Annotated in this window: 21 protein-coding genes; 9 read left to right on the top strand and 12 right to left on the bottom strand. The window is 72.2% G+C overall.

The window, feature by feature from the left end:
- Nucleotides 1–14 precede the first annotated feature (14 nt).
- On the top strand, nt 15–2,030 hold the full coding sequence (gene betT / locus JT362_RS20090) for a choline BCCT transporter BetT (protein ID WP_311202735.1): 2,016 nt from the start codon (nt 15–17) through the stop codon (nt 2,028–2,030).
- 13 nt (nt 2,031–2,043) lie between these two features.
- Here the strand turns inward: betT and JT362_RS20085 are convergent, their stop codons facing one another.
- Nucleotides 2,044–3,276, bottom strand: coding sequence for a pyroglutamyl-peptidase I (locus JT362_RS20085; protein ID WP_260193239.1), 1,233 nt, complete (start codon nt 3,274–3,276; stop codon nt 2,044–2,046).
- Nucleotides 3,277–3,388: 112 nt separating this feature from the next.
- Here JT362_RS20085 and JT362_RS20080 point away from each other — a divergent pair, with 112 nt between their 5' ends.
- Nucleotides 3,389–3,631, top strand: coding sequence for an HAD-IA family hydrolase (locus tag JT362_RS20080; RefSeq protein ID WP_260193238.1), 243 nt, complete (start codon nt 3,389–3,391; stop codon nt 3,629–3,631).
- Here the strand turns inward: JT362_RS20080 and JT362_RS20075 are convergent.
- The 4 genes from JT362_RS20075 to JT362_RS20060 all read right to left on the bottom strand — a co-directional run bounded on the left by JT362_RS20075 (nt 3,603) and on the right by JT362_RS20060 (nt 8,487).
- Nucleotides 3,603–4,658 carry a tartrate dehydrogenase gene (locus tag JT362_RS20075; RefSeq protein ID WP_260192952.1) on the bottom strand — a complete coding sequence of 352 codons (1,056 nt, stop codon included), beginning with the start codon at nt 4,656–4,658 and terminating at the stop codon, nt 3,603–3,605. The genes JT362_RS20080 and JT362_RS20075 overlap by 29 nt on opposite strands.
- A gap of 66 nt (nt 4,659–4,724) precedes the next feature.
- The gene (locus JT362_RS20070) at nt 4,725–5,591 is read right to left on the bottom strand and encodes a LysR family transcriptional regulator (RefSeq protein WP_260192951.1); all 867 of its coding nucleotides are present in this window, start codon (nt 5,589–5,591) and stop codon (nt 4,725–4,727) included.
- A 24-nt stretch (nt 5,592–5,615) separates the two neighbouring features.
- Nucleotides 5,616–6,695, bottom strand: coding sequence for a toll/interleukin-1 receptor domain-containing protein (locus JT362_RS20065; protein ID WP_260192949.1), 1,080 nt, complete (start codon nt 6,693–6,695; stop codon nt 5,616–5,618).
- A 40-nt stretch (nt 6,696–6,735) separates the two neighbouring features.
- Nucleotides 6,736–8,487: an ABC transporter ATP-binding protein gene (locus JT362_RS20060; protein ID WP_260192948.1), complete on the bottom strand. Its 1,752-nt coding sequence runs from the start codon at nt 8,485–8,487 to the stop codon at nt 6,736–6,738.
- A gap of 75 nt (nt 8,488–8,562) precedes the next feature.
- Between JT362_RS20060 and JT362_RS20055 the strand changes: the two genes are divergently transcribed.
- Nucleotides 8,563–9,138 carry a TetR/AcrR family transcriptional regulator gene (locus JT362_RS20055; protein WP_260192947.1) on the top strand — a complete coding sequence of 192 codons (576 nt, stop codon included), beginning with the start codon at nt 8,563–8,565 and terminating at the stop codon, nt 9,136–9,138.
- Between the two features lie 3 nt (nt 9,139–9,141).
- On the opposite strand, the gene JT362_RS20050 is transcribed toward JT362_RS20055, so the two are convergent.
- Nucleotides 9,142–10,518: a dihydrolipoyl dehydrogenase family protein gene (locus tag JT362_RS20050; RefSeq protein WP_260192946.1), complete on the bottom strand. Its 1,377-nt coding sequence runs from the start codon at nt 10,516–10,518 to the stop codon at nt 9,142–9,144.
- Between the two features lie 111 nt (nt 10,519–10,629).
- On the opposite strand from JT362_RS20050, the gene JT362_RS20045 reads away from it, so the two are divergent.
- Nucleotides 10,630–11,040, top strand: coding sequence for a MerR family transcriptional regulator (locus tag JT362_RS20045; RefSeq protein WP_260192944.1), 411 nt, complete (start codon nt 10,630–10,632; stop codon nt 11,038–11,040).
- Nucleotides 11,041–11,144: 104 nt separating this feature from the next.
- On the opposite strand, the gene JT362_RS20040 is transcribed toward JT362_RS20045, so the two are convergent.
- The 3 genes from JT362_RS20040 to JT362_RS20030 all read right to left on the bottom strand — a co-directional run bounded on the left by JT362_RS20040 (nt 11,145) and on the right by JT362_RS20030 (nt 14,353).
- A complete protein-coding gene (locus JT362_RS20040) occupies nt 11,145–11,912 on the bottom strand; it encodes a M15 family metallopeptidase (protein WP_260192942.1) in 768 nt (255 codons plus the stop codon).
- A 100-nt stretch (nt 11,913–12,012) separates the two neighbouring features.
- On the bottom strand, nt 12,013–12,690 hold the full coding sequence (locus JT362_RS20035) for a hypothetical protein (RefSeq protein ID WP_260192940.1): 678 nt from the start codon (nt 12,688–12,690) through the stop codon (nt 12,013–12,015).
- 25 nt (nt 12,691–12,715) lie between these two features.
- A complete protein-coding gene (locus JT362_RS20030) occupies nt 12,716–14,353 on the bottom strand; it encodes an acyl-CoA dehydrogenase family protein (protein WP_260192938.1) in 1,638 nt (545 codons plus the stop codon).
- 55 nt (nt 14,354–14,408) lie between these two features.
- Between JT362_RS20030 and JT362_RS20025 the strand changes: the two genes are divergently transcribed.
- Genes JT362_RS20025 through JT362_RS20015 form a run of 3 tightly spaced genes read left to right on the top strand, consistent with a single transcriptional unit; the run spans nt 14,409 to nt 18,271 of the window.
- Nucleotides 14,409–15,149 carry a PaaX family transcriptional regulator C-terminal domain-containing protein gene (locus JT362_RS20025; RefSeq protein WP_260192937.1) on the top strand — a complete coding sequence of 247 codons (741 nt, stop codon included), beginning with the start codon at nt 14,409–14,411 and terminating at the stop codon, nt 15,147–15,149.
- Nucleotides 15,150–15,194: 45 nt separating this feature from the next.
- Complete coding sequence (locus JT362_RS20020) at nt 15,195–15,932, top strand: HAD family hydrolase (protein ID WP_260192935.1); 738 nt, start codon at nt 15,195–15,197, stop codon at nt 15,930–15,932.
- A complete protein-coding gene (locus JT362_RS20015; protein ID WP_260192934.1) occupies nt 15,929–18,271 on the top strand; it encodes a glycoside hydrolase family 65 protein in 2,343 nt (780 codons plus the stop codon). Before JT362_RS20020 ends, JT362_RS20015 begins: the two co-directional genes overlap by 4 nt.
- A 4-nt stretch (nt 18,272–18,275) precedes the next feature.
- Here JT362_RS20015 and JT362_RS20010 read toward each other — a convergent pair whose 3' ends face one another.
- Complete coding sequence (locus tag JT362_RS20010) at nt 18,276–18,530, bottom strand: ribbon-helix-helix protein, CopG family (RefSeq protein ID WP_260192933.1); 255 nt, start codon at nt 18,528–18,530, stop codon at nt 18,276–18,278.
- A gap of 116 nt (nt 18,531–18,646) precedes the next feature.
- On the opposite strand from JT362_RS20010, the gene JT362_RS20005 reads away from it, so the two are divergent.
- Nucleotides 18,647–19,069 carry a hypothetical protein gene (locus tag JT362_RS20005; RefSeq protein ID WP_260192932.1) on the top strand — a complete coding sequence of 141 codons (423 nt, stop codon included), beginning with the start codon at nt 18,647–18,649 and terminating at the stop codon, nt 19,067–19,069.
- Here JT362_RS20005 and JT362_RS20000 read toward each other — a convergent pair whose 3' ends face one another.
- Complete coding sequence (locus tag JT362_RS20000; protein WP_260192931.1) at nt 19,070–19,243, bottom strand: hypothetical protein; 174 nt, start codon at nt 19,241–19,243, stop codon at nt 19,070–19,072.
- A 166-nt stretch (nt 19,244–19,409) separates the two neighbouring features.
- Here JT362_RS20000 and JT362_RS19995 point away from each other — a divergent pair, with 166 nt between their 5' ends.
- Nucleotides 19,410–19,661, top strand: coding sequence for a hypothetical protein (locus JT362_RS19995; protein WP_260192930.1), 252 nt, complete (start codon nt 19,410–19,412; stop codon nt 19,659–19,661).
- A 7-nt stretch (nt 19,662–19,668) separates the two neighbouring features.
- Here JT362_RS19995 and JT362_RS19990 read toward each other — a convergent pair whose 3' ends face one another.
- Nucleotides 19,669–20,619, bottom strand: a complete 951-nt coding sequence (locus JT362_RS19990; RefSeq protein WP_260192929.1) for a helix-turn-helix transcriptional regulator — start codon at nt 20,617–20,619, stop codon at nt 19,669–19,671.
- Between the last annotated feature and the right edge of the window lie 14 nt (nt 20,620–20,633).

Here is a 20,633-nt window from a genome sequence, read left to right as displayed (position 1 = left end):
TCGTGACGACCAGCATGGAGAAGGAACGCCGCGTCAACCCGGTCGTGCTGTACGGCTCGGCCACGCTCATCCTCGCCATCTCGGTCTGGGCGATCATCACCCCGACCGGCGCGGAGACCGTCATCGGCACCGCCGTCGGCTGGGTGTCCGACGGCCTCGGCTGGTACTACTTCCTCGCCGCGACCCTGTTCCTGGTCTTCGTCGTCTACATCGCGCTTTCCCGCTACGGCAAGGTGAAGCTCGGCCCGCAGCACTCGAAGCCGGACTTCGGCATGTTCGCGTGGCTGTCCATGCTGTTCGCCGCCGGGATCGGCATCGACCTGATGTTCTTCTCGGTGTCCGGCCCGGTCTCGCACTACCTGGAGCCGCCGTCCGGTCCGGGTGGGACGGTCGAGGCCGCGCGGCAGGCGGTGGTGTGGACGATGTTCCACTACGGCATCACCGGCTGGGCGATGTACGCGCTGATGGGCATGGCGCTGGGCTACTTCGCCTACCGGTTCCGGTTGCCGCTGTCGATCCGGTCCGCGCTGTACCCGATCTTCGGCCGGCGGGTGCACGGCGGGCTCGGTGACGCGGTCGACCTCGCCGCGGTGATCGGCACCGTGTTCGGCGTCGGCGTGTCGCTCGGCATCGGTGTCGTGCAGCTCAACTACGGGCTGAACTTCCTGTTCGGCATCGAGGAGGGCATCGGCGCGCGGATCGGGCTGATCGTGGTCGCGGTGCTGCTGGCGACGGTGTCCGCGGTGGCCGGCGTGGACAAGGGCATCCGGCGGCTGTCGGAGTTCAACATCGTCCTCGCCATCGGGCTGATGCTCTACGTGCTGCTGTTCCAGAACCCGATCGACCTGCTCAACCGGCTGGTGCTGAACATCGGCGACTACGTCAGCCGCTTTCCGTCGATGACGCTGAACACGTTCGGCTACGACCAGCCGACCGAGTGGCTGAACACCTGGACGCTGTTCTTCTGGGCCTGGTGGATCGCGTGGGCGCCGTTCGTCGGCCTGTTCCTCGCCCGGATCTCCCGCGGCCGCACGATCCGCCAGTTCGTTGCCGCGACGCTGGTGGTGCCGTTCCTGTTCACGCTGTGCTTCCTGTCGATCTTCGCCAACAGCGCGCTGGAGGTCGTGCGGGACGGCAACGCCGAGTTCGGGCAGACCGCGGTGAACGTGCCGGAACAGGGGTTCTACGCGCTGCTGGAGCAGTACCCCGGGGTCACGTTCAGCGCGGGCCTGGCCACGGTCGTCGGGCTGCTGTTCTACGTCACCTCGGCCGACTCCGCCGCGCTGGTGACCGCCAACTTCACCTCGCGGCTGGCCACGCCGACCACGGACGCGGCGCCGTGGCTGCGCGCGTTCTGGGCCGTGGTGACCGGTCTGCTGACCCTGGCGATGCTGCTGGTCGGCGGCGTCACCGCGCTGACCAACGCGACGATCATCATGGGCCTGCCGTTCTCGTTCGTGATGTTCCTGGTGATGTGGGGGCTCTACAAGGCGCTGCGGGTGGAGGGGTTCCGCGAGGACGCGCTGCGCACGAGCCTGCCGTCGTCGCTGTCCGAGCGCACCGCGATCGAGGCCCGCGGCACCGCGCGGACCTGGCGGCAGCGGCTGCGGCGCGCGATGAGCTTCCCGGACCGCGACGACGCGGCCCGGTTCGCCGACGAGGTGTGCCGACCGGCGCTGACCGAGGTCGCCGAGGAGCTGACCGCGCAGGGCGCGGACGCCGAGGTGACCGAGCGGCCCGACGGGCCGACCGGCCTGCCCCGGCTCGCGCTGCGGGTGGACCTGGGCGAGGAGGACGAGTTCGGCTACCGGGTGCGGCCGAGGACGTGCCGCACACCCTCGTTCGCGCTCCAGGCCGCCGGCACCGAGGTGTACCACCGGTACGAGGTGCACCTCACCGACGGCGGCCAGGACTACGACGTGCTCGGCTACACCCGCGAGCAGCTGATCAGCGACGTGCTCGACCAGTACGAGCGGCACCTGGAGTTCCTGCGGCTGCGCCGGGAGACCATCGAGGGCGTGCGGCGCTGACTCACCCGCCCGCTCATCCGCCCGCGATGACCACGACCGCCCGGACCTGGTCGACGATGTCACGCTGGTTGCGCTCGAACACCGGGTCGGTCAGCTCGGTCGTGTTGTCCGGCGCGAACTGGAGCACCGGCGTGTGCAGGTGCCCGCCGGGGAGGTCGAGTCCAAGCGCGTCCCGCAGCAGCGTGGCCCGGTAGGCGATCTCGTTGGACAGGTAGTTCCCGCCGCCGCCGGCCCGCGCGACCGAGCCGGGTGTCGGCCCGTCCGGCCGGACGACCGGCTCGGTCTCCCCGGCGGGGATCTCGGTCACCGAGGTGTTGTCGAACACCGGGAACCGACCGGTGTCGGCGGCGACGATCTCGTCGTAGGGCAGCGTTGTCGGCACGAACTCGGGTGCCGGGGTCACCGTCGGCACGCCGTCCGGGATCGGGATGACGCCGGTGCGGCCGAGGTTGTCGTTGTCCGGGAAGCCGCCGCGCCAGCGGCCGTTGTACCGCTCCACGTCGAACCGCCCGACCCGGCCCTGGCTGATCGTGGTGAACGCGTCCACCCGGTCCAGCCAGGGCAGGAACGTCCGCTCCACCATGCCCTCGGCGAACGGGTCCCACAGCACGGGGAACATCGCGGTCTCGATCCGCGCCGGGCCGGCGTCGGTGTCCACGACGGTGCCGTCCAGCGCGAGCGCGGCCACGCCGGAGGGGTTGCTGCGGCGGGGGTCGGCGTCGAGCTGGAACGGGTCGAACCCGCTGACCAGGATCCGCCGCGTACCGGGCCGGTAGCGGATCGAGTCCTGGCCGCGGGAGGCGGTCTCCAGGCGGTCGAGCAGCTCCGCGCGCCGCTCGTCGCTCAGCGTGAACCGGGGTTCCCACTGGCGGAGCGCCTTGGTGAGCTGGAGCCGGGCCCAGTACAGCGGCCGGTCGTCGGTGACCGGGAGGTCGCCGGCCGGGGCCTCGCCCTGGGCGCGGGCCACCGCCGCCTCCCACAGCACCCGCCCCTGGGCGCCGATCAGGACCTCGGCGACCCAGGCGTTCGGCAGCGCGCACAGGGCGGGGGTGAACACCTTCGCGAACCGGTCGAACCCGCTGCGCGCCAGGATCTCCGTCGGCTGCGGCAGGGTCAGCCGCTGCTCCTCGACGGTCAGCGGGGCGTTCGGATCAGCGCAGGTCCGTGCGGGCGCCGCCGCGGCCGTCCCGACGGGCACCAGCGTGCCGACCAACCCCAGCAGGGCGACCAGCGCCCCTCGTACCATCACTCGCACCGCACACTCCCTCGCTCGGCGTCACGGTCGGCCAATCCTCGTCGGCCGACACCACCCGCGGCAAGTGCGATGATCGCCACGTGACCCGCTTCGACGCCGTGCTCTGCGACCTGGACGGCGTGCTGCGGCGCGGGGACACGCGCGGGTCGGGTTCGCCAAGCCCGACCCTCGGATCTACCGCGCGGCCGCCGAGCTTGCCGGGGTCGCCGTCGAACGCTGCCTGTTCGTCGACGACAGCGCGGAGAACGTGGCCGCGGCCGGCGCGCTCGGCATGACCGGGCACCACCACGTCGACCCGGCCGACCTGCGTGCGCTGCTCAGATCCGGTCGAGCAGGGTCTTGGTGAACTCCTCGGTGGAGGCGGTGCCGCCGAGGTCGGCGGTGCGGACGGGGGTGTTGCCGAGCACGTCGACCATGGCCGCGACGACCTCGGCGCCGGCGTCCGGGTGGCCGAGGTGGTCGAGCATCATGGCCGCCGACCAGATCGCGCCGAGGGGGTTGGCGACGCCCTTGCCGGCGATGTCCGGGGCGGACCCGTGCACCGGCTCGAACATGGACGGGAACTCGCGGGACGGGTTGAGGTTGCCGGCCGGGGCGATGCCGATGCTGCCGGCGACGGCCGCGGCGAGGTCGGAGAGGATGTCGCCGAACAGGTTGGAGCCGACGATCACGTCGAAGCGGGACGGGTCGAGGACGACCTTGGCGACCAGCGCGTCGATGTGCTCCTGGTGCCAGCGGACGTCGGGGTGACGCAGGCCGGCCTCGGCGACGAGCTCGTCCCAGAACGGCATGGTGTGCACGATCCCGTTGGACTTGGTCGCCGAGGTGACGACGTTGCGGCGGGTCGCGGCGAGCTCGAACGCGTAGTCGAGGATCCGGGTCACCCCCGGGCGGGTGAAGATCGACTCCTGGACGGCCATCTCGTCCGCGAAGCCACGGTGGAAGCGGCCGCCGACCTCGGAGTACTCCCCCTCGACGTTCTCCCGGACGACGACGAACTCCAGGCCGGGTTCGGCACTGCGCACCGGGCTCGGCACGCCGGGCATGACCTTGATCGGGCGCAGGTTCACGTACTGGTCGAACTGCCGGCGGATCGGGATGAGCAGGCCCCACAGCGACACGTGGTCGGGCACGCCGGGCCAGCCGACCGCGCCGAGCAGGATCGCGTCGTGGTGCCGGATCTGGTCGAGCCCGTTCGCGGGCATCATCGCGCCTTCGTGCAGGTACCGCTCGCAACACCAGTCGAAGTCGTCGTAGCGGAAGGTGATGCCGTGCCGGGCGCCGACCTTGTCGAGCACGGCGGTGGCCGGCGGCAGCACCTCCGTCCCGATGCCGTCCCCGGGAATCAACGCGATGCGGTGCTCAGTTGCCATACCGTCAAGTGGATCGGCTCGCGGGTAGGCAGGTCCAAGACCAGTTTCCTCCCCTGGCGATAGGGACTACCTATCAGTGCGGAACGCCGACGCGGCGGGGCTGAGGCGACCTGCCCGGTGCACCAGGCACACGTGCAGCACCTCGGTCGACTCCAGGTCCCGCACCACCGCGCCGGCGTCCAGCGCGAGCCGCCGCCACGACTCGCTGAGCACCGCGACCCCGACGCCGGCGAGCACCAGCGGGAGCACCGCCTCCCGGTGCCCGACCTCGACCGCCACCCGGCTGCCGTCGGCCACCCGCACGATGTCGTCGGCGACCCGGCGCATCCCGGTGCCCGGCTGGCCCACGATCAGCCGGGCGCCGCGCAGGGCGGCCGGCGGCACCGGCTCCGCGTCGGGCAGGTCGGCCCCGGACGCCGCGACGAGCACGAACCGCTGCGTCTCCAGCGGCGTGACCACCAGCCCGTCCAGCTCCGGCGGCATGGCCGCGCCGAGGACACCCAGTTCCACCGCCCCGACCCGCACGGCGTCGACCACCTCCGGCGGCGTCGCCGCGGCCCGGACGACGACCTCCACGTCCGGGTACCGGGCGGCGAACCGGCTGATCATGCCGGCCAGCGGCGCCACCGCCTGTGACGGCATGGACGCCACGAGCAGACGACCGCCGCGCAGCCCGTCCACGGCGGCGACCGTCGCGCGGGCGAGGTCCATGCCGCGCAGGACGTCGCGGGCGGGGTCGATCAGCTGCTCGCCGGCCGGGGTGAGCACGAGCCGGCGCCCGGTGCGGTGGAACAGTTCGGCGCCGAGGTCGCGCTCCAGCGCCCGCAACGCCTGCGACACCGACGGCTGCGCCACGAACAGCTCCCGCGCCGCCCGGTGCACGCTGCCGTGGTCGACCACCGCGAGGAAGTACTGCAGCTGCCGAACGTCCATTCGCCCTCCCCTGATAGGGAGAGCCTATAGGTCCTGGGTGAGCGGGAGGTCGTCGAGGATCGTGGGCCAGGTGGTCATCAGGTCGCGGCCGTCGGCGAGGAGGGTGATGGATCTGCGCAGGGAGCGGGCCATCGGGCGCAGCGTGCGGGTGCCCTGCTCGATCTCGGCGACCATGGCGATGACGTCCTCGGCGTCGGCCAGGTCGCGGACCTCCTCCTCGACGATCGTGCGCAGGTCGTGGGCGAAGCGGGCGACGCGGCCGGTCAGTTCGCGGTTGCCGGCGGCGTCCCGGTTGGCCCGGTCGACGACCACCCGCAAGCCCTGGTCGACCTCGTGCGCGTGGGTCAGGAACTCGGTGGACAGCCGGCCCAGGTCGGTGACCGGGCGGTGCAGGGCGACCGCCAGCACCTCGGCCAGGCCGACCCGTTCGACGAAGCTGCTCGGCTGGCGGGTGCCGGCGCGCTCCTGCATGAGCGTGCCGACCTCGGACAGGTTGGCGTGCACCAGGTCGATCGTGCGCAGCCACGCGGGCAGGGTGTCCTCGACGCGGGTGAGCACGTCCCGGTAGGACGGCGCGTCGCCCGAGCCGAGCGGGACGCGTTCGGCCGCCTCGGACGCGGACACCAGGCTCGCCGCCAGGTCCGCGACGGCCGTGCGGTACGCGGTGGACGACCGCTCGGCGAAACGCAGCTTCGTCCAGTCCTGCCAGGCGAACCGCCGCACCAGGTCGATCAGGTCGTCGCCGGACGGGGTGGCGCGCAGCGCGGGGAAGTCGACCCAGATGACAGGTAGCACCAGCGCGTCGACTCCCCGCTGGACGGCGCGGTGGGCGAACAGGTCGAGTTCGCGGCGGCACTCCGGGCGTTCGAAATATGACGGGGTGATCACGGGGATGAAGAACGTCGCCCGCGCCAGTTCCTCGTCGATCCGTTCCCGCCAGTCCTCGCCCCACCACAGGTGGTCCTTGTCGCGGAACAGCCGGAACTCCTCGGTGGTGAGCAACCGGTACTGATCCGCCACGTCCTGCGCCAGATCGGCGATCCGGTTGCCCTCCGCCAGGTTGTCCGCGTGCACATAGGAGAGGAAGCCACGACCGATTGGCATCGGGCCATTCTCGACGACACGTGTTCCGATGGCCAGAAGGTCACGCCGGGATCTCGGCTTGTTCCTTCGCGATGCGGAGTGCCTCCACCAGCTCCCGGTAGAGCGAGTCGGTCGCCAGCAGCGTCTCGTGCGTCCCCTGCGCCCGGATCCGGCCCCGCTCCATCACCACGATCGTGTCCGCGTCGATCACCGTGGACAGCCGGTGCGCGACGGTCACCACCGCGCCGGTGCGGGCGCGGGCGCGGATGCAGTCGTGGATCGCCGCCTCGGTCAGCCCGTCGACCTGCGCGGTCGCCTCGTCCAGCAGGAGCACGTCCGGGGTGCGCAGGATCGCCCTGGCCAGCGCGATCCGCTGCCGCTGGCCGCCGGACACCGACGACGAGGTCAGCGACGTGTCCAGCCCGTCCGGCAGCTCGTCGACCTTGTCGGTCAGCCGCACCTCGGCCAGCACCCGGCGCAGCTCCTCCTCGGTGGCGTCGGGGTGGGTGAACAGCAGGTTCTCCCGGATCGTCCCCGGCACGATCGGCGTCTCCTGCTCGACGTACGCCAGCCTGGCCCGGACGTCGGCGTAGGACAGCCCGGCGTAGTCCCGCCCGTCGAGCGTCAGCGACCCCCGCTGCGGCTCCAGGAACCGCAGGATCAGCGAGAACAGCGTGGTCTTGCCCGCGCCGGACGGCCCGACGATCGCGGTGTGCCCGCGCCGCGGGATGGTCAGCGTGACCCCGTCCACCGCGGGCTCGGCGTCCGGGCCGTACCGGGCGACCACGTCGCGCAGCTCCAGGATGTCGGCGGTCTCGACCGGGTCGCCGGAACGCGGTGACGGGTCGACCTCCACCGGCAGCGCGCCGACCTCCCGGATCCGGCCGGCCGCGGCGATCCCGGACTGGAGCGCGGTGACGTTCTGGCTCAGCTCGGTGATCGGCTCCATCAAAGCGAAGGCGTACAGCAGGAACGCGATCAGGCTGGACACCGCGAGCTGCCCCTCGGCCACCCGCCACGCCCCGATGCCCAGGATCAGCACGATCGCCAGCTGGATGCCCGACCACGCCGTCACCCAGGCGACCGCCCCTCGGCGCACCGCCCGGATCGCGTGCTCGGTGGACGCGACCGCCTCGGTCAGCACCCGGCCGGACTGCCGCTCCTCCGCGCGGCTCGCCTTGACCGTGCGGATCGCGCGCAGCGTGCCCTCCAGCGCGCCGCCGAGCAGGCCGATCCGCTCCTGCGCCAGCTGTTCCTCCTTGGCGATCCTCGGCATCAGCACCATGAACAGCACCCCGACCACGATCACCGCGCCGACCGTGGTGGCCAGCAGCACCAGGTCGAGCACGCTCATCAGCACCAGCGAGCCGACCAGCATCACCGCGCCGTTGATCAGCCCGACCATGCTGGACGACGCCGCCTCGCGCAGCAGCACGGTGTCCGAGGTGACCCGGGTGACCAGCTCGCCGGACGACCGGCTGGTCACCGCCGGCACGGTGGCGCGGACGAACCGCCGCACCATCGACTCCCGCGCGCCGAGCACCACCCGCTCCCCCATGGTGCCGAGCAGGATCCACTGCCACAGGTAGACCACGGCCCCGCCGAGGAACACCACGAGCAGCGCGAGCACCGGCCCGGACAGCGAGGCCGACGTGCCGAGCGAGTCGAGCACCCACTTGGTGACCATCGGGGTGGCCAGCCCCGAGGCCGATCCCAGCAGCCCCAGCACGAGGCCGAGCACCAGCGTGCCCCGGTGCGGTCTGGCGAACGTCCAGAGCACGCGGAGCCGCGCGAACCTTTGTGGAGATTCCATACCGACAATGGAACACACATGTTCCACTTCAGTCAAACTAGTTTCATCTTGGGCGGCGTTGTACGGTATACCGCTATGAGCCGGGGAGAGAGCGCGATCGCGGAGTCCGGGGCGCGGCTGCGGACCAGACGGGCGATCCTGGACGCGGCGGTCAGCACGCTGGTCGGCAACGCGTCCGCGACGCTGGCCGACATCGCGCAGGCGGCGAACGTCGGCCGCACGACCGTGCACCGCTACTTCCCGGAACGCTCCGACCTGATCGACGCGGTCAGCGCGCACCTGCTGGAGCGGATCGACCGGGCCACCGAGCGCGCGAAGCTCGACACCGGCACCGCCCCCGAGGCGCTGAGCCGGCTGTGCCAGGAGTTCTTCGAGTTCGGCGACCTGTTCACGCTGTGCTTCACCGTGCCCGAGGTGATGGCCGGGCCGGCGTGGGAGGAGGAGACCGACGGCGACCGGGCGCTGCTGCGCCTGGTCGAGCGGGGCCACGAGGAGGGCAGCATCGACCCCGCGATGGACCCGCTGTGGGTGCAGCAGCTGCTGTGGAGCCTGCTGTTCAGCGGCTGGTCGCACGTGCGGGACAACGAGGTGCCCAAGCACCACGCGCTGAGCCTGTGCCTGCGCTCCCTGGCGAAGGCCCTCGCCCCCTGAGCGTCAGGCGAGGTTGTTCAGCGCGTCCTCGATCGCGCGGTGGAACGTCGGGTAGGCGTAGATCATCCGGCGCAGCGTCGTGGTCGGCACCTCCGCGTGCACCGCGACCACCAGCGCGCCGAGCACCTCGCCGCCGGTCGGGCCGACCGAGGTGGCGCCGACCAGCACCCCGCGCTCGGCGTCCTCGACCAGCTTGACGAACCCCTTGTTGCCGACCTTGTGGATGAACCCCCGCGACGACGACGGGATCTCGGACAGGCCCGTCCGGACCGTGATGCCCTTCGCGCGCGCCGCCTCCTCGGTGAGCCCGACCGAGCCGACCTCCGGGTCGGTGAACGTCACCCTCGGCACCGCGCGGTAGTCGGCGGTCTCTGCGCCGTCCTCGCCCAGGATGTCGGCCGCCGCGATCCGCGCCTGGTACATCGACACGTGCGTGAACGCACCCCGGCCGGTGATGTCGCCGATCGCCCACAACCCGTCGGCGGCACGCATCCGCTCGTCGGTGTCCACGCCGCGCACGTCCTCGGGCAGCCCGACCGCACCGACGCCGAGCGCCGCGAGGTCCGTTCGCCGACCGGCCGCCACCAGCAGCCGGTCGACGGCCAGTTCCTCGCCGTTGTCCAGCTTGACCGCGAACCGCCCGCCGTCGTACCGCACCCGCGCGGCCGACATACCGGTCCGCACGGTGATTCCCTCGGCCTCGAACGTGTCCGCGAGCAGTTCCCCGGCCTCCGGCTCGTCGCCGGGCAGCAGCCGGTCGGCGTGCTGCACGATCGTCACCGCCGCGCCGAACCGGGCGAACACCTGCGCGAGCTCGCAGCCGACCGGGCCGCCGCCCAGCACGACCAGCGACCCGGGCACCTCCTCGACGGCGACGGCGTCCCGGTTGGTCCAGTACGGCGTCTCGGCCAGGCCGTCGATCGCCGGCACCGCCGGGTCGGTGCCGGTGTTGAGCACGATCCCGCGGCGGGCGCGGAACACCCGCGCACCGTCCGCTGTGGACACCGTGACCTCGCGCGGCGCGGTGATCCGGCCGCTCCCGCGCACGAACTCGCCGCCGGTGCCGGTGAACCGGTCCACCGCGACGGTGTCGTCCCAGTCGTCGGTGGCCTCCTCGCGGATCCGGGTGGCGACCGGCGCCCAGTCCCGCCGGACCGACGCCGAGCCGGCGAGGGTGTCGACCCGGGCGGCCTCGCCGAGCGCGTCGGTGGCGCGGATCATCATCTTGGTCGGCACGCACGCGTAGTACGGGCACTCGCCGCCGACCAGCCGGGCGTCGACCCCCACCACGGACAACCCGGCGCGGGCGAGCCGGGCGCCGACGTCCTCGCCACCCGGCCCCATCCCGATCACGACGACATCGACCTCGGTACCCGGCATCTTCGACTCCCAGCTGGCTCGTGAGCGTGCGTGCACAGCACAGCATGTCGTGCGCGCACGCGCATCGGCAGGCTTGACCCTGGACCGGACTCCAAGGTTTACCGTCGGTTCATGGCCACGGGTTTCCTGGTCGCCGAGCTGGCCGCGCGGGCCGGCGTCGGCACCGACACGATCCGGTACTACGAGCGCACCGGGCTGCTCGCCCCGCCGCCGAGGACCCCCGGCGGCTACCGCCGGTTCCCGCCGGAGGCCGTCGACCGGCTGCGGTTCATCCAGGGCTGCCAGCGGCTCGGGCTGCGGCTGCGGGAGATCGCCGAGCTGCTGTCCGTCCGGGACACCGGCGACTGCCCGTGCGAACCGGCGGAGACGCTGCTGCGCAGGCGGATCACCGAGGTCGACACCGAGCTGGCCCGGCTGGCCGCGCTGCGCGAGGACCTGGTGCGGATGGTCGAGAGCATGCCCGAGTGCCGCGAGCCGGAGCCCGGCACGTGGTGCCCCGCCGGAGAGGAGGTGACCCGGTGACCGACTGCTGCGACGAGTGCGACGAGTGCGACGAGGGTTGCTGCTGAACCCAGAACTCGGGCCCGCGCCGGAGGAGGCACGGGCCCGAGTCGGTCAGGCGGGGATCAGCAGTTCGGCGCGCTCCAGAAGCGGCTCGACCTGTTCGCCATGTGCACGTGGTCGTTGTGTCCGGGGTAGCCCGGGCCGAGCAGCTCCTCGAACCCGGCGGTCTTGCCGCCGTTCCACATCGTGCACTGCGGCGGGTTGCTCAGGCCGAGGTCTGCGGCCTGCCCGTACATGTGCAGGCTGCTCGGCGAACCGCCGACCGAGGAGTTGCACGAGACGCTGCGGAACCCAGAGGTGATGTTCAGCGGCCGGTCGCCCAGCTTGCGCCGCACCGCCTCCAGCTGCCACATCACCCGGCGGATGTTCTCCTTGGCGGTCGCCGCGGAGACCTTGCCGCCGTTGAAGTTGTTGGCACCGCAGTTGTCGTCGAACTCCGAGTACGCGAAGTGGATCGGCGTGCAGTCGTTGTCCTGGAGCTCGTAGATCTTGCTGTAGGTCTGCGAGCCGGCGATACCGTCGGCGCCGAGCCCGTAGCCGGACTGGAACCTCGTCACCGCCCGCTTGGTCGCCGGGCCGAACACCCCGTCGAGGACGAGGTTCTCGCCCGACGCGACCCAGCCCGCGACCCGGATCTGCAGCTGGGTGACGTCGGAGCCGCTCATGCCCTCTCTCAGGGTGCGGTTCCAGGTGTAACACGCGTCCGCCGGGGCCACGTCGGCCACGGACGGTTCCGTGGCGACCGGCTCCGCGGCCGCCACGGCGCCGGTGACCGTGCCGGTGACGGCCATGAACAGGGCGGCTAACAGGGGTACGAGACGTCTACGCATACGTCCTCCACGAATGAACTGCGGCGGTGCAGGGGTTTCCGCCACCGCGGAGATCGTGACAGCGCGGAACAGGACAAGTCAATGAACGGTTGGGTAATTTCTACCCTTCGTCGTGCGGACCTTTTCCGTTGTCCTTTTGAACCGAGCCGGCCGACCGGAAGCGCCGCACCAGCCGCGACACCAGCTGCACCCGCCAGGCGACGAGCACGGTCCCGACGACCAGCACCGCCGCCACCGCTGCCGGCACCAGCCCGACGTGCGCCACGATCCAGTCCACCGCGCGCCGGCTGGCCGAGGTCGGATCGGCCAGCACGACGCCGACGAACACGACCGCGATCACCGTGACCACCCAGAGCACGGCCCGGTGCCGCCTCGGCCCGAGGTTCGTCCGCCGGCTGATCACGTCGGCGGCGCCGAGGATCCGCCGCACCCGCAGCATCCGCAACGCGGAGACGAAGATCAGCAGCCGGAACACCTGAACCGGCCCGACCAGCAGGACCACCGCGGGGATCGTCGCCACGGCCAGCAGCAGCTCCGACCGGTGCTCCCGGATCCACGCGAGCTTCTCCCGGCTGAGCAGGAGCAACAAGACCGATTCGCCGACCAGCACCACTCCGGAGACGACGTTCAGCACGTTGCCCAACACGGCGAGGACGCCGTCGGTCATGGTGAGGAAGACCGCGGGCACCGACACCAGCGCCGCGACGAGGACCGGCACGTCCAGCCGTTGCTCGATCGCCTGCGCCCGCTCGTTGGTCGATCCGTCCCCCACGCCCATCGGACCGCATCGTAGGGGCGGCTGGTCAGCCCGTCGCCCGGCGGGACCGCTCGACGATCGCCGCGGTGTCCACTCCGGACGGGAGGGTGCCGAACGCGACGCCCCAGTCGCCGTCGAGGCGGGAGGCGCAGAAGGCGTCCGCCACCGCCGCCGGGGCGTGCCGGACGAGCAGGGATCCCTGCAGCACCAGGGCCATCCGTTCGACCAGCCGCCGGGCGCCGGCCTGCGCGGCGGCCGGGTCGGACAGGCCGTGCAGGTCCTTGCGCAGCCGGGCGACCGCCTCGTCGAGCCTGCGGTCGGCGCCGGCGGCCCGGTCCACCTCGGCCAGGAACGCGTCCGCGCCGACCGAGCCGAGCGCACGCAGCACGTCCAGCGCGACGACGTTGCCCGAGCCCTCCCAGATCGAGATCAGCGGCGCCTCCCGGTACAGCCGGGGCATGCCGGACTCCTCGACGTAACCGTTGCCGCCCAGGCACTCCAGCGCCTCGGCGGCGTGCGGGGCGGTCCGCTTGCACACCCAGAACTTGCCGAGCGCGAGCGCGAGCCTGCGGAACGCGGCCTCCTGCTCGTCACCGGCGACCGCGCGGTCGGTGGCGCCGGCCAGCCGGAAGGCGAGCGTGGTCGCCGCCTCCGACTCGACCGCCAGGTCGGCCAGCACGTTGCGCATCAGCGGGGCGTCCACGAGGTGGTCGCCGAACGCCCTGCGGTGTGTGGCGTGGTGCACGGCCGGCACGAGCGCGGCCCGCATGCCGGCGGCCCCGGCGAGCACGCAGTCCAGCCGGGTCAGGTTGACCATCTGGATGATCGTCGACACGCCCCGACCCTCCTCGCCGACCAGCCAGGCGACCGCCTCGTCGTACTCCACCTCGGCCGAGGCGTTGGACCGGTCGCCGAGCTTGTCCTTGAGCCGCTGCAGGTGCATCCGGTTGCGGGTGCCGTCGGGCAGCACCCGGGGCAGCAGGAAGCAGGACAGCCCGCCCGGCGCCTGCGCGAGCACGAGGAACACGTCGCACATCGGCGCCGAGGTGAACCACTTGTGCCCGGTCAGCCGGTAGCTCCCGTCGCTCGCCGGCACCGCGCGGGTGGTGTTGGCACGCACGTCGGAGCCGCCCTGCTTCTCGGTCATCGACATGCCGGCGGTCAGCCCGCGCTTGGTCTCCGGCACCCGCAGGCCGGGGTCGTAGTCGGTGGCGGCCAGCAGCGGCTCGAACCGCTCCGCCAACTCGGGACTGTGCCGCAGCGCCGGCACGACCGCGTAGGTCATCGAGACCGGGCAGCCGTGGCCCGCCTCGACCTGGGCCCAGGTGAAGAACCGCGCCGCGCGGGCGACGTGGGCGCCCGGTCGCGGGTCGCGCCAGGGAGCGGCGTGCATGCCGTTGCCGATCGCGACGGTCATCAGCTCGTGGTAGGCGGGGTGGTACTCGACCTCGTCGATCCGGTGGCCGTACCGGTCGTGGGTGCGGAGCACGGGCTCGTACTCGTTGGCGAGCCTGCCCCACTCCTGGGCACGGGCGGTGCCGGCGAGGCGGCCGAGCTGGTGCAGGTCGTCCTCGGCCCAGCCGGCCCCCTCCCGGCGCAGGCCCTCGAGCAGGGCGGCATCATCCGCGACGTCGTGGTCGACGAGCGGCGGAACCTGGTTGGTCACAGCGTGCGTTGCCGGCATGCCCACGATGTTACGTTTTCTGAACACGCAACACCAGATGTGTAAGGAAATTGCGATGGGAGTGCCCGACATCCCCGGCCTGCGCCCGCTGACCGCCCGGTCGGTGGTGCTGAGCACGCTGCTCGGCACTCACCCGCCCCGGCTGCCGGCCAGGAGCCTGGTGCAGGTCGGCGGGCTGTTCGGCATCACCGAGGGCACGATCCGGGTCGCCCTGTCGCGAATGGTCGCGGCCGGCGACCTGCGCCAGGTTGACGGCGACTACGAACTCACCGACCGGCTCGCCGGGCGGCAGGCCCGTCAGGACCAGAGCCGCTCCCCCGCCACCCGGCCGTGGTCCGGCGACTGGGAGATCGTCGTGGTCACCGCCGACCGGCGTTCCCCGGCCTCGCGCACCGCGTTCCGCCAGACCATGGCCGGGCTGCGGCTGGCCGAGGTCCGGGAGGGCACGTGGCTGCGCCCGGCGAACCTGGACCGGCCGCTGGACCTCCCGTGCCTGGTGCTGCTCGGCCGCCCGGCGATCGATCCGGTGGCGCTGGCCGCGAGCCTGTGGGACCTGCCGGCCTGGGCCGACCGGGCGCGGCTGCTGCACGACGGGCTGGACGAGACCGCCCGGTCCGGCGACCTGGCCGCGGGGTTCATCGTCTCGGCGGCCGTGCTGCGCCACCTGGTCGCCGACCCGCTGCTGCCGGGCCCACTGCTGCCGTCGGACTGGCCGGGTGCCGAGCTGCGTGCCCGCTACGACCGCTTCGAGGAGACGTTCCAGTCGGTGCTCCGCGACCGGCTCGGGGTCGGGTGATCGCACGATCGGCGAGGGGCGTCCGGTTTGGGTAGCGTCCGGGTTGTGATCGGCTTGCCAGACCACGTGACCGCCTGCCTGTTCGACCTCGACGGCGTGCTCACCGGCACCGCCGCGCTGCACCGCGCCGCGTGGAAGGAGACGTTCGACGGGTTCCTCCGACGACGCGACGGCGACGCCTTCCGCGAGTTCACCGAGGCCGACTACAACAGCTACGTCGACGGCAGGCCGCGCTTCGACGGGGTCCGCGCCTTCCTGGCCTCGCGCGACATCGTGCTGCCGGAGGGCGACCCGGACGCCGCGCCGTCGGACGACACCGTGCAGGGCGTCGGCAACCGCAAGAACATCCGGGTACAGGAGATCATCGCAGAGCGCGGGGTGTCGCCGTTCCCCGGATCGGTGCGCTACCTGAAGGCCGCGCGGGCCGCCGGGGTGCGGATCGGCGTGGTGACGTCGTCGGCGAACGGCGCCGCGGTGCTCGACGCGGCGAACCTGACGCCGTTCGTCGAGGCGCGGATCGACGGGGTGGTCATCGCCGAACGGAACCTCCCCGGCAAGCCGGCGCCGGACAGCTTCCTCGCCGGTGCCGAGGCCCTCGGCGTGGCGGCCGAGCACACGGCGGTGTTCGAGGACGCGCTGTCCGGCGTGCGGGCCGCGGCGACGGGCGGGTTCGGTTACGTCGTCGGGGTCGACCGGGCCGGGCAGGCCGACCAGCTGCGCGCGCACGGCGCCGACGTGGTGGTCACCGACCTCGCCGAGCTGCTGGAGGAGGGCGACGCGTGACCGAGCACGGTTTCCAGGTGTCCCCGTGGGAGCTGCGCTGGAACAGCCTCGACCTGTCCGCGCTGGAACGCACCGAGTCCACCTTCGCGTTGTCCAACGGGCACATCGGCCTGCGCGGGACCCTCGACGAGGGAGAGCCGGTGGTGCTGCCCGGCACGTACCTCAACGGCTTCTACGAGCAGCACCCGCTGCCCTACGCCGAGGCGGGCTACGGCTACCCGGAGGACGGCCAGACGGTCGTCAACGTCACCGACGGCAAGACGATCCGGCTGCTCGTGCAGGACGAGCCGCTGGACATGCGCTACGGCCGCGCGATCGAGCACCACCGGACCCTGGACTTCCGCTCCGGCACGCTGCGCCGCGACACCGTGTGGGAGTCGCCGACCGGCCGGCGGGTGCGGGTGCGGACCGAACGGCTGGTGTCGTTCACCCAGCGCGCGGTGGCCGCGATCCGCTACGAGGTGGAGCCGCTGGACGGCGACGTGCAGCTGGTGGTCCAGTCCGACCTGCTGGCCAACGAGCCGCTGGAGACCGAGAGCAAGGACCCGCGCGTCGCGGCCACGTTGCGGGACCCGCTGGAGGCCGAGGAGTCGTACGCCGAGGACCACCGGGCCGTGCTCATCCACCACACCCGGCGTTCCCGGCTGCGGATGGCCGCGGCGATGGACCACGAGCTGGCCACCGAGGACGGCCTGCGTACCGAGATCCAGGCCGAGGACGACCTCGCCCGGCTCACCGTGGCCGTCGACGTGCCGAGCGGCTCGCGGCTGTGCGTGACCAAGTACCTCGGCTACGGCTGGTCGGCCCGCCGGTCCGCGCCCGCGCTGCGCGCGCAGGTGGAGGCCGCGCTCGCCGGTGCCATGCAGACCGGGTGGGAGGGCCTGCTCGGCGAGCAGCGCCGGTACCTGGACGCGTTCTGGGACAGCGCGGACGTCGTCCTCGACGGCGACGACGAGCTGCAGCAGGCGATCCGGTTCGGGCTGTTCCACGTGCTGCAGGCCGGTGCGCGCGGGGAGAGCCGGGCGATCCCGGCGAAGGGGCTGACCGGTCCCGGGTACGACGGGCACTCCTTCTGGGACAGCGAGACGTTCGTGCTGCCGGTGCTGACCTACACGGTGCCCGAGGCGGCCCGGGACGCGCTGCGCTGGCGGCACTCGACGATGGACAAGGCGCGGGACCGGGCGACGGCGCTCGGGCTGCGCGGCGCGGCGTTCCCGTGGCGGTCGATCAACGGCGCGGAGTGCTCGGCGTACTGGCCGGCCGGCACGGCGGCGTTCCACGTCGGGGCGGACGTCGCCGACGCCGTGGTGCGGTACGTCGCGGCGACCGGCGACGAGCACTTCGAGACCGAGAGCGGCGTGGAGATCCTGGTGGACACCGCGCGGCTGTGGGCCTCGCTCGGCCACCACGACGTGCACGGCGGGTTCCGCATCGACGGCGTCACCGGACCGGACGAGTACTCGGCGGTCGTGGACAACAACGTGTACACGAACCTGATGGCGCAGCGGAACCTGCGCGCGGCGGCCGACGCGTGCGCCCGGCTGCCGGAGGCCGCGGAACGGCTGGAGGTGACCGCCGAGGAGGTGCGGGACTGGCTGGCCGCGGCGGACAAGATGGTGGTGCCCTACGACGACATGCTCGGCGTGCACCCGCAGTCGGAGCGGTTCACCGAGCACGCGATGTGGGACTTCGACGGCACCGCACCCGAGCACTACCCGCTGCTGCTGCACTACCCGTACTTCGACCTGTACCGCAAGCAGGTCGTCAAGCAGGCCGACCTGGTGATGGCGCTGTACGTGCGCGGCGACGCGTTCACCGCGGAGCAGAAGGCCCGCAACGTCGCCTACTACGAGCCGCTGACCGTACGGGACTCGTCGCTGTCGGCCGGGCCGCAGGCGGTGCTGGCGGCCGAGGTCGGGCACCTCGACCTGGCCTACGACTACCTCGCCGAGACCGCGTTCACCGACCTGCACGACCTGCACCACAACGTGCGCAACGGTCTGCACATCGCGTCGCTGGCGTCGTCGTGGCTGGTGGCGGTGGCCGGGTTCGGCGGGATGCGCGACCACAACGGCGCGCTGTCGTTCGCGCCGAGACTGCCGTCCGCGCTGTCCAGGTTGGAGTTCCGGATGACCTACCGGGGCAGCCGGTTCGCCGTGGACATCTCCCGCGCCGACGCGACCTACCGGCTGCTGGACGGCCCGCCGCTCACCGCGACCCACCACGGTGCCCGGATCGAGATCGAGGACTCGCCGCTGCGGCGGAAGATCCCGGCGTTGGACCCGCCGGAGCCGGTCCGGCAGCCGCCAGGGCGGGAGCCGAAGCGGCGTACGCCGTGACGGTTCAGAGGATGACGACCTCGCGGGTGCCGTCCGGGCCGGCGACGGTGAGCTGTTCGCCGTTCTGGCGCACCGCGCGGTAGACGAAGTCGCCGTAGCCGACCAGGCGGCGCAGGGCCTCGGTGAGGCTGACGCCCTCGCGCTCGATCACGTGTTCCAGCGCCCGCACGGTGGCGGGCGAGACGGCGACGTTGAGTCGCTTCGGTTCGGTGCGGACCGGGCTGTGCGCAGCCGCGGCGTCCGGGTGATGGCCCGACATGACCACATCCTCCCTCGCTCCGCTCAGTCTGGCACGCTGTATACAGAGAATCAACACGAATTCTCATCCTTTCGTGTGCTATTATCCTGTTTTAGCACTTCCGCTACGGAGCGACGATGAGACCCGCACAGCCCCGCGTACTCCGCAGGCTGCGACGGCCGGCGGCGGGCGTGGTGGAGGAGGACGGCACCTGGGTCGACCGGTCCCCACCCGGCGACCGGGAGCTCATCGCGCTCGAACTGCGGGCGCGGCGGGCGGAGATCGACGCCAGGGCCGACGCGCGCCGGCACTTCCTGCGGATGCAGACCTGGATCCTGGTCGGCACCGGGTCGCTGATCGTGCTGGTCATCCTCGTACTGGTGGTCGGACTGTGGGTCGGGGCGATCAGCCCGAAGTTCGCCATCGAACTCGCCCGCACCGCGCTGCCGGTCCTGCTCGGCGCGGCGGCCACGATCGTCGGCGCGTTCTTCGGCGTCGGCTCGGTGCTCAACCCCGGCAACGGCTTCGAGATCCCCCGGCGATCCCGTGACCGGGAGTGATCAGCGGGAATCCCTGGGCACCAGCAGGATCAGCGGAGTGTCCACGACGGACTCGACGAGTTCGAACCAGGTTCCGTCGAGCGGTTCGACACCGCTGCGCGCTGGCTTCTCGTACAGGTCACCTTCCAGATGCCACCGTTCCGCACGGAAGGCGGCTTCGCTGGTGTCCGGCATCGCGTGTCGCCCCTTTAGCCTGGGTTACCTGCGAGGATAACGCCCCGCAGACAGAGTGACAACACTCCGTAAGTGTCGATTGCGTGTAGAACGCGTGTTGTGTATGCGCCGGAGCCGCACCTATACTTAACCCGATCGCCCCAACCCTCACTCACAGGATGTGACCATGCCGGCAAAGGGCGCACGAACCGACTCCGCCGCGACCCAGCGCACGGAACCGAAGCGCATCAACGTCGCGGTCTCCCCCGACACCGTCCGCGCCCTGGAGAACGTCATCGAACGCGAGGGCGTCACCCTCACCGAGGCCCTGCGTCGTCTGGTCGGCTACGGCGACTTCGTCTACCGGTCCGTCCGGGAGAACCGCGAGCAGCTCATGGTCAAGGGCGAGGACACGACGCGTGAGGTGGTGCTCCTCTAGGCCGTGGTCAGGCCATCGCGGCGATCCGCCTGGCCAGCCGGGCGGCGGCTTCTCGCAGCTCCGGCGGCTCCAGTATCTCCGCGTCGAAGCCCAGCCGGGCCACGTGTACGGCGAGCCAGTCCAGGTCGTCACCGCCCGCGACCAGCACGCACCACCCGTTCCGGTCGTTTTCGACCCGCCCGACCTGGGGCGGTACCAGTTCCCGCACCCGGTCCGGCGGCGCGTGCAGGCGCACGCGGGCGAGGTACCGGTACGGCGCCTCGGTGACCGACCGCTGCACGTGCGCGACCGGGTCCGGATGCTCCCTCGGCCGGAACCGCCAGGTCGTGGCGGTCACGCTCCGCATCCGGTCCAGCCGGAACGTACGCCAGTCGTCCCGGTCGACGTCCCAGGCCATCAGGTACCACCGCCGGCTGGTGGCGACCATCCGCACCGGTTCGACCGTGCGCTCGGTGGTGTCGCCCGACCGGCCGGCGTAGCCGAACCGCACCCGGACGGCGTCCCGACAGGCCCGGGCGAGCGTCACCAGCAGCTCCGCGTCGATCTCGACCCCGGGGCCGACCAGGGTGTCGGTGGCGCCGTGCACCGCGCGCACCTCGGCACGCAGCCGCGGCGGCATCACCTGGTCGAGCTTCGCCAGCGTCCGCAACGCCGCCTCGCCCGTTCCGGCCACCGTGCCACCGGACGCGAGCCGCAACGACACCGCGGTGGCGATGGCCTCCTCGTCGTCGAGCAGCAGCGGCGGCAGCCTGGTGCCGGCGCCGAGCTGGTACCCGCCGCCGACGCCCGCGGTCGCGTGCACCGGGTAGCCGAGCGCACGCAGCCGCTCCACGTCCCGGCGCACCGACCGGTCGGTGACCCCGAGTTCGGCGGCGAGCTCGGTGGCGGTCCAGGACGGCCGTCGCTGCAGCAGTCCGAGCAGCCGCAGTACGCGCTCGGTCGTGGTCACGTAGGTCATGGTCGCACAGATCG

This window comes from Actinophytocola gossypii (genome assembly GCF_025165815.1).
Lineage (GTDB): Bacteria > Actinomycetota > Actinomycetes > Mycobacteriales > Pseudonocardiaceae > Actinophytocola > Actinophytocola gossypii.
The sequence above is the reverse complement of the archived record's forward strand: the minus strand, read 5'-3'. Positions and strand labels throughout refer to the sequence as shown.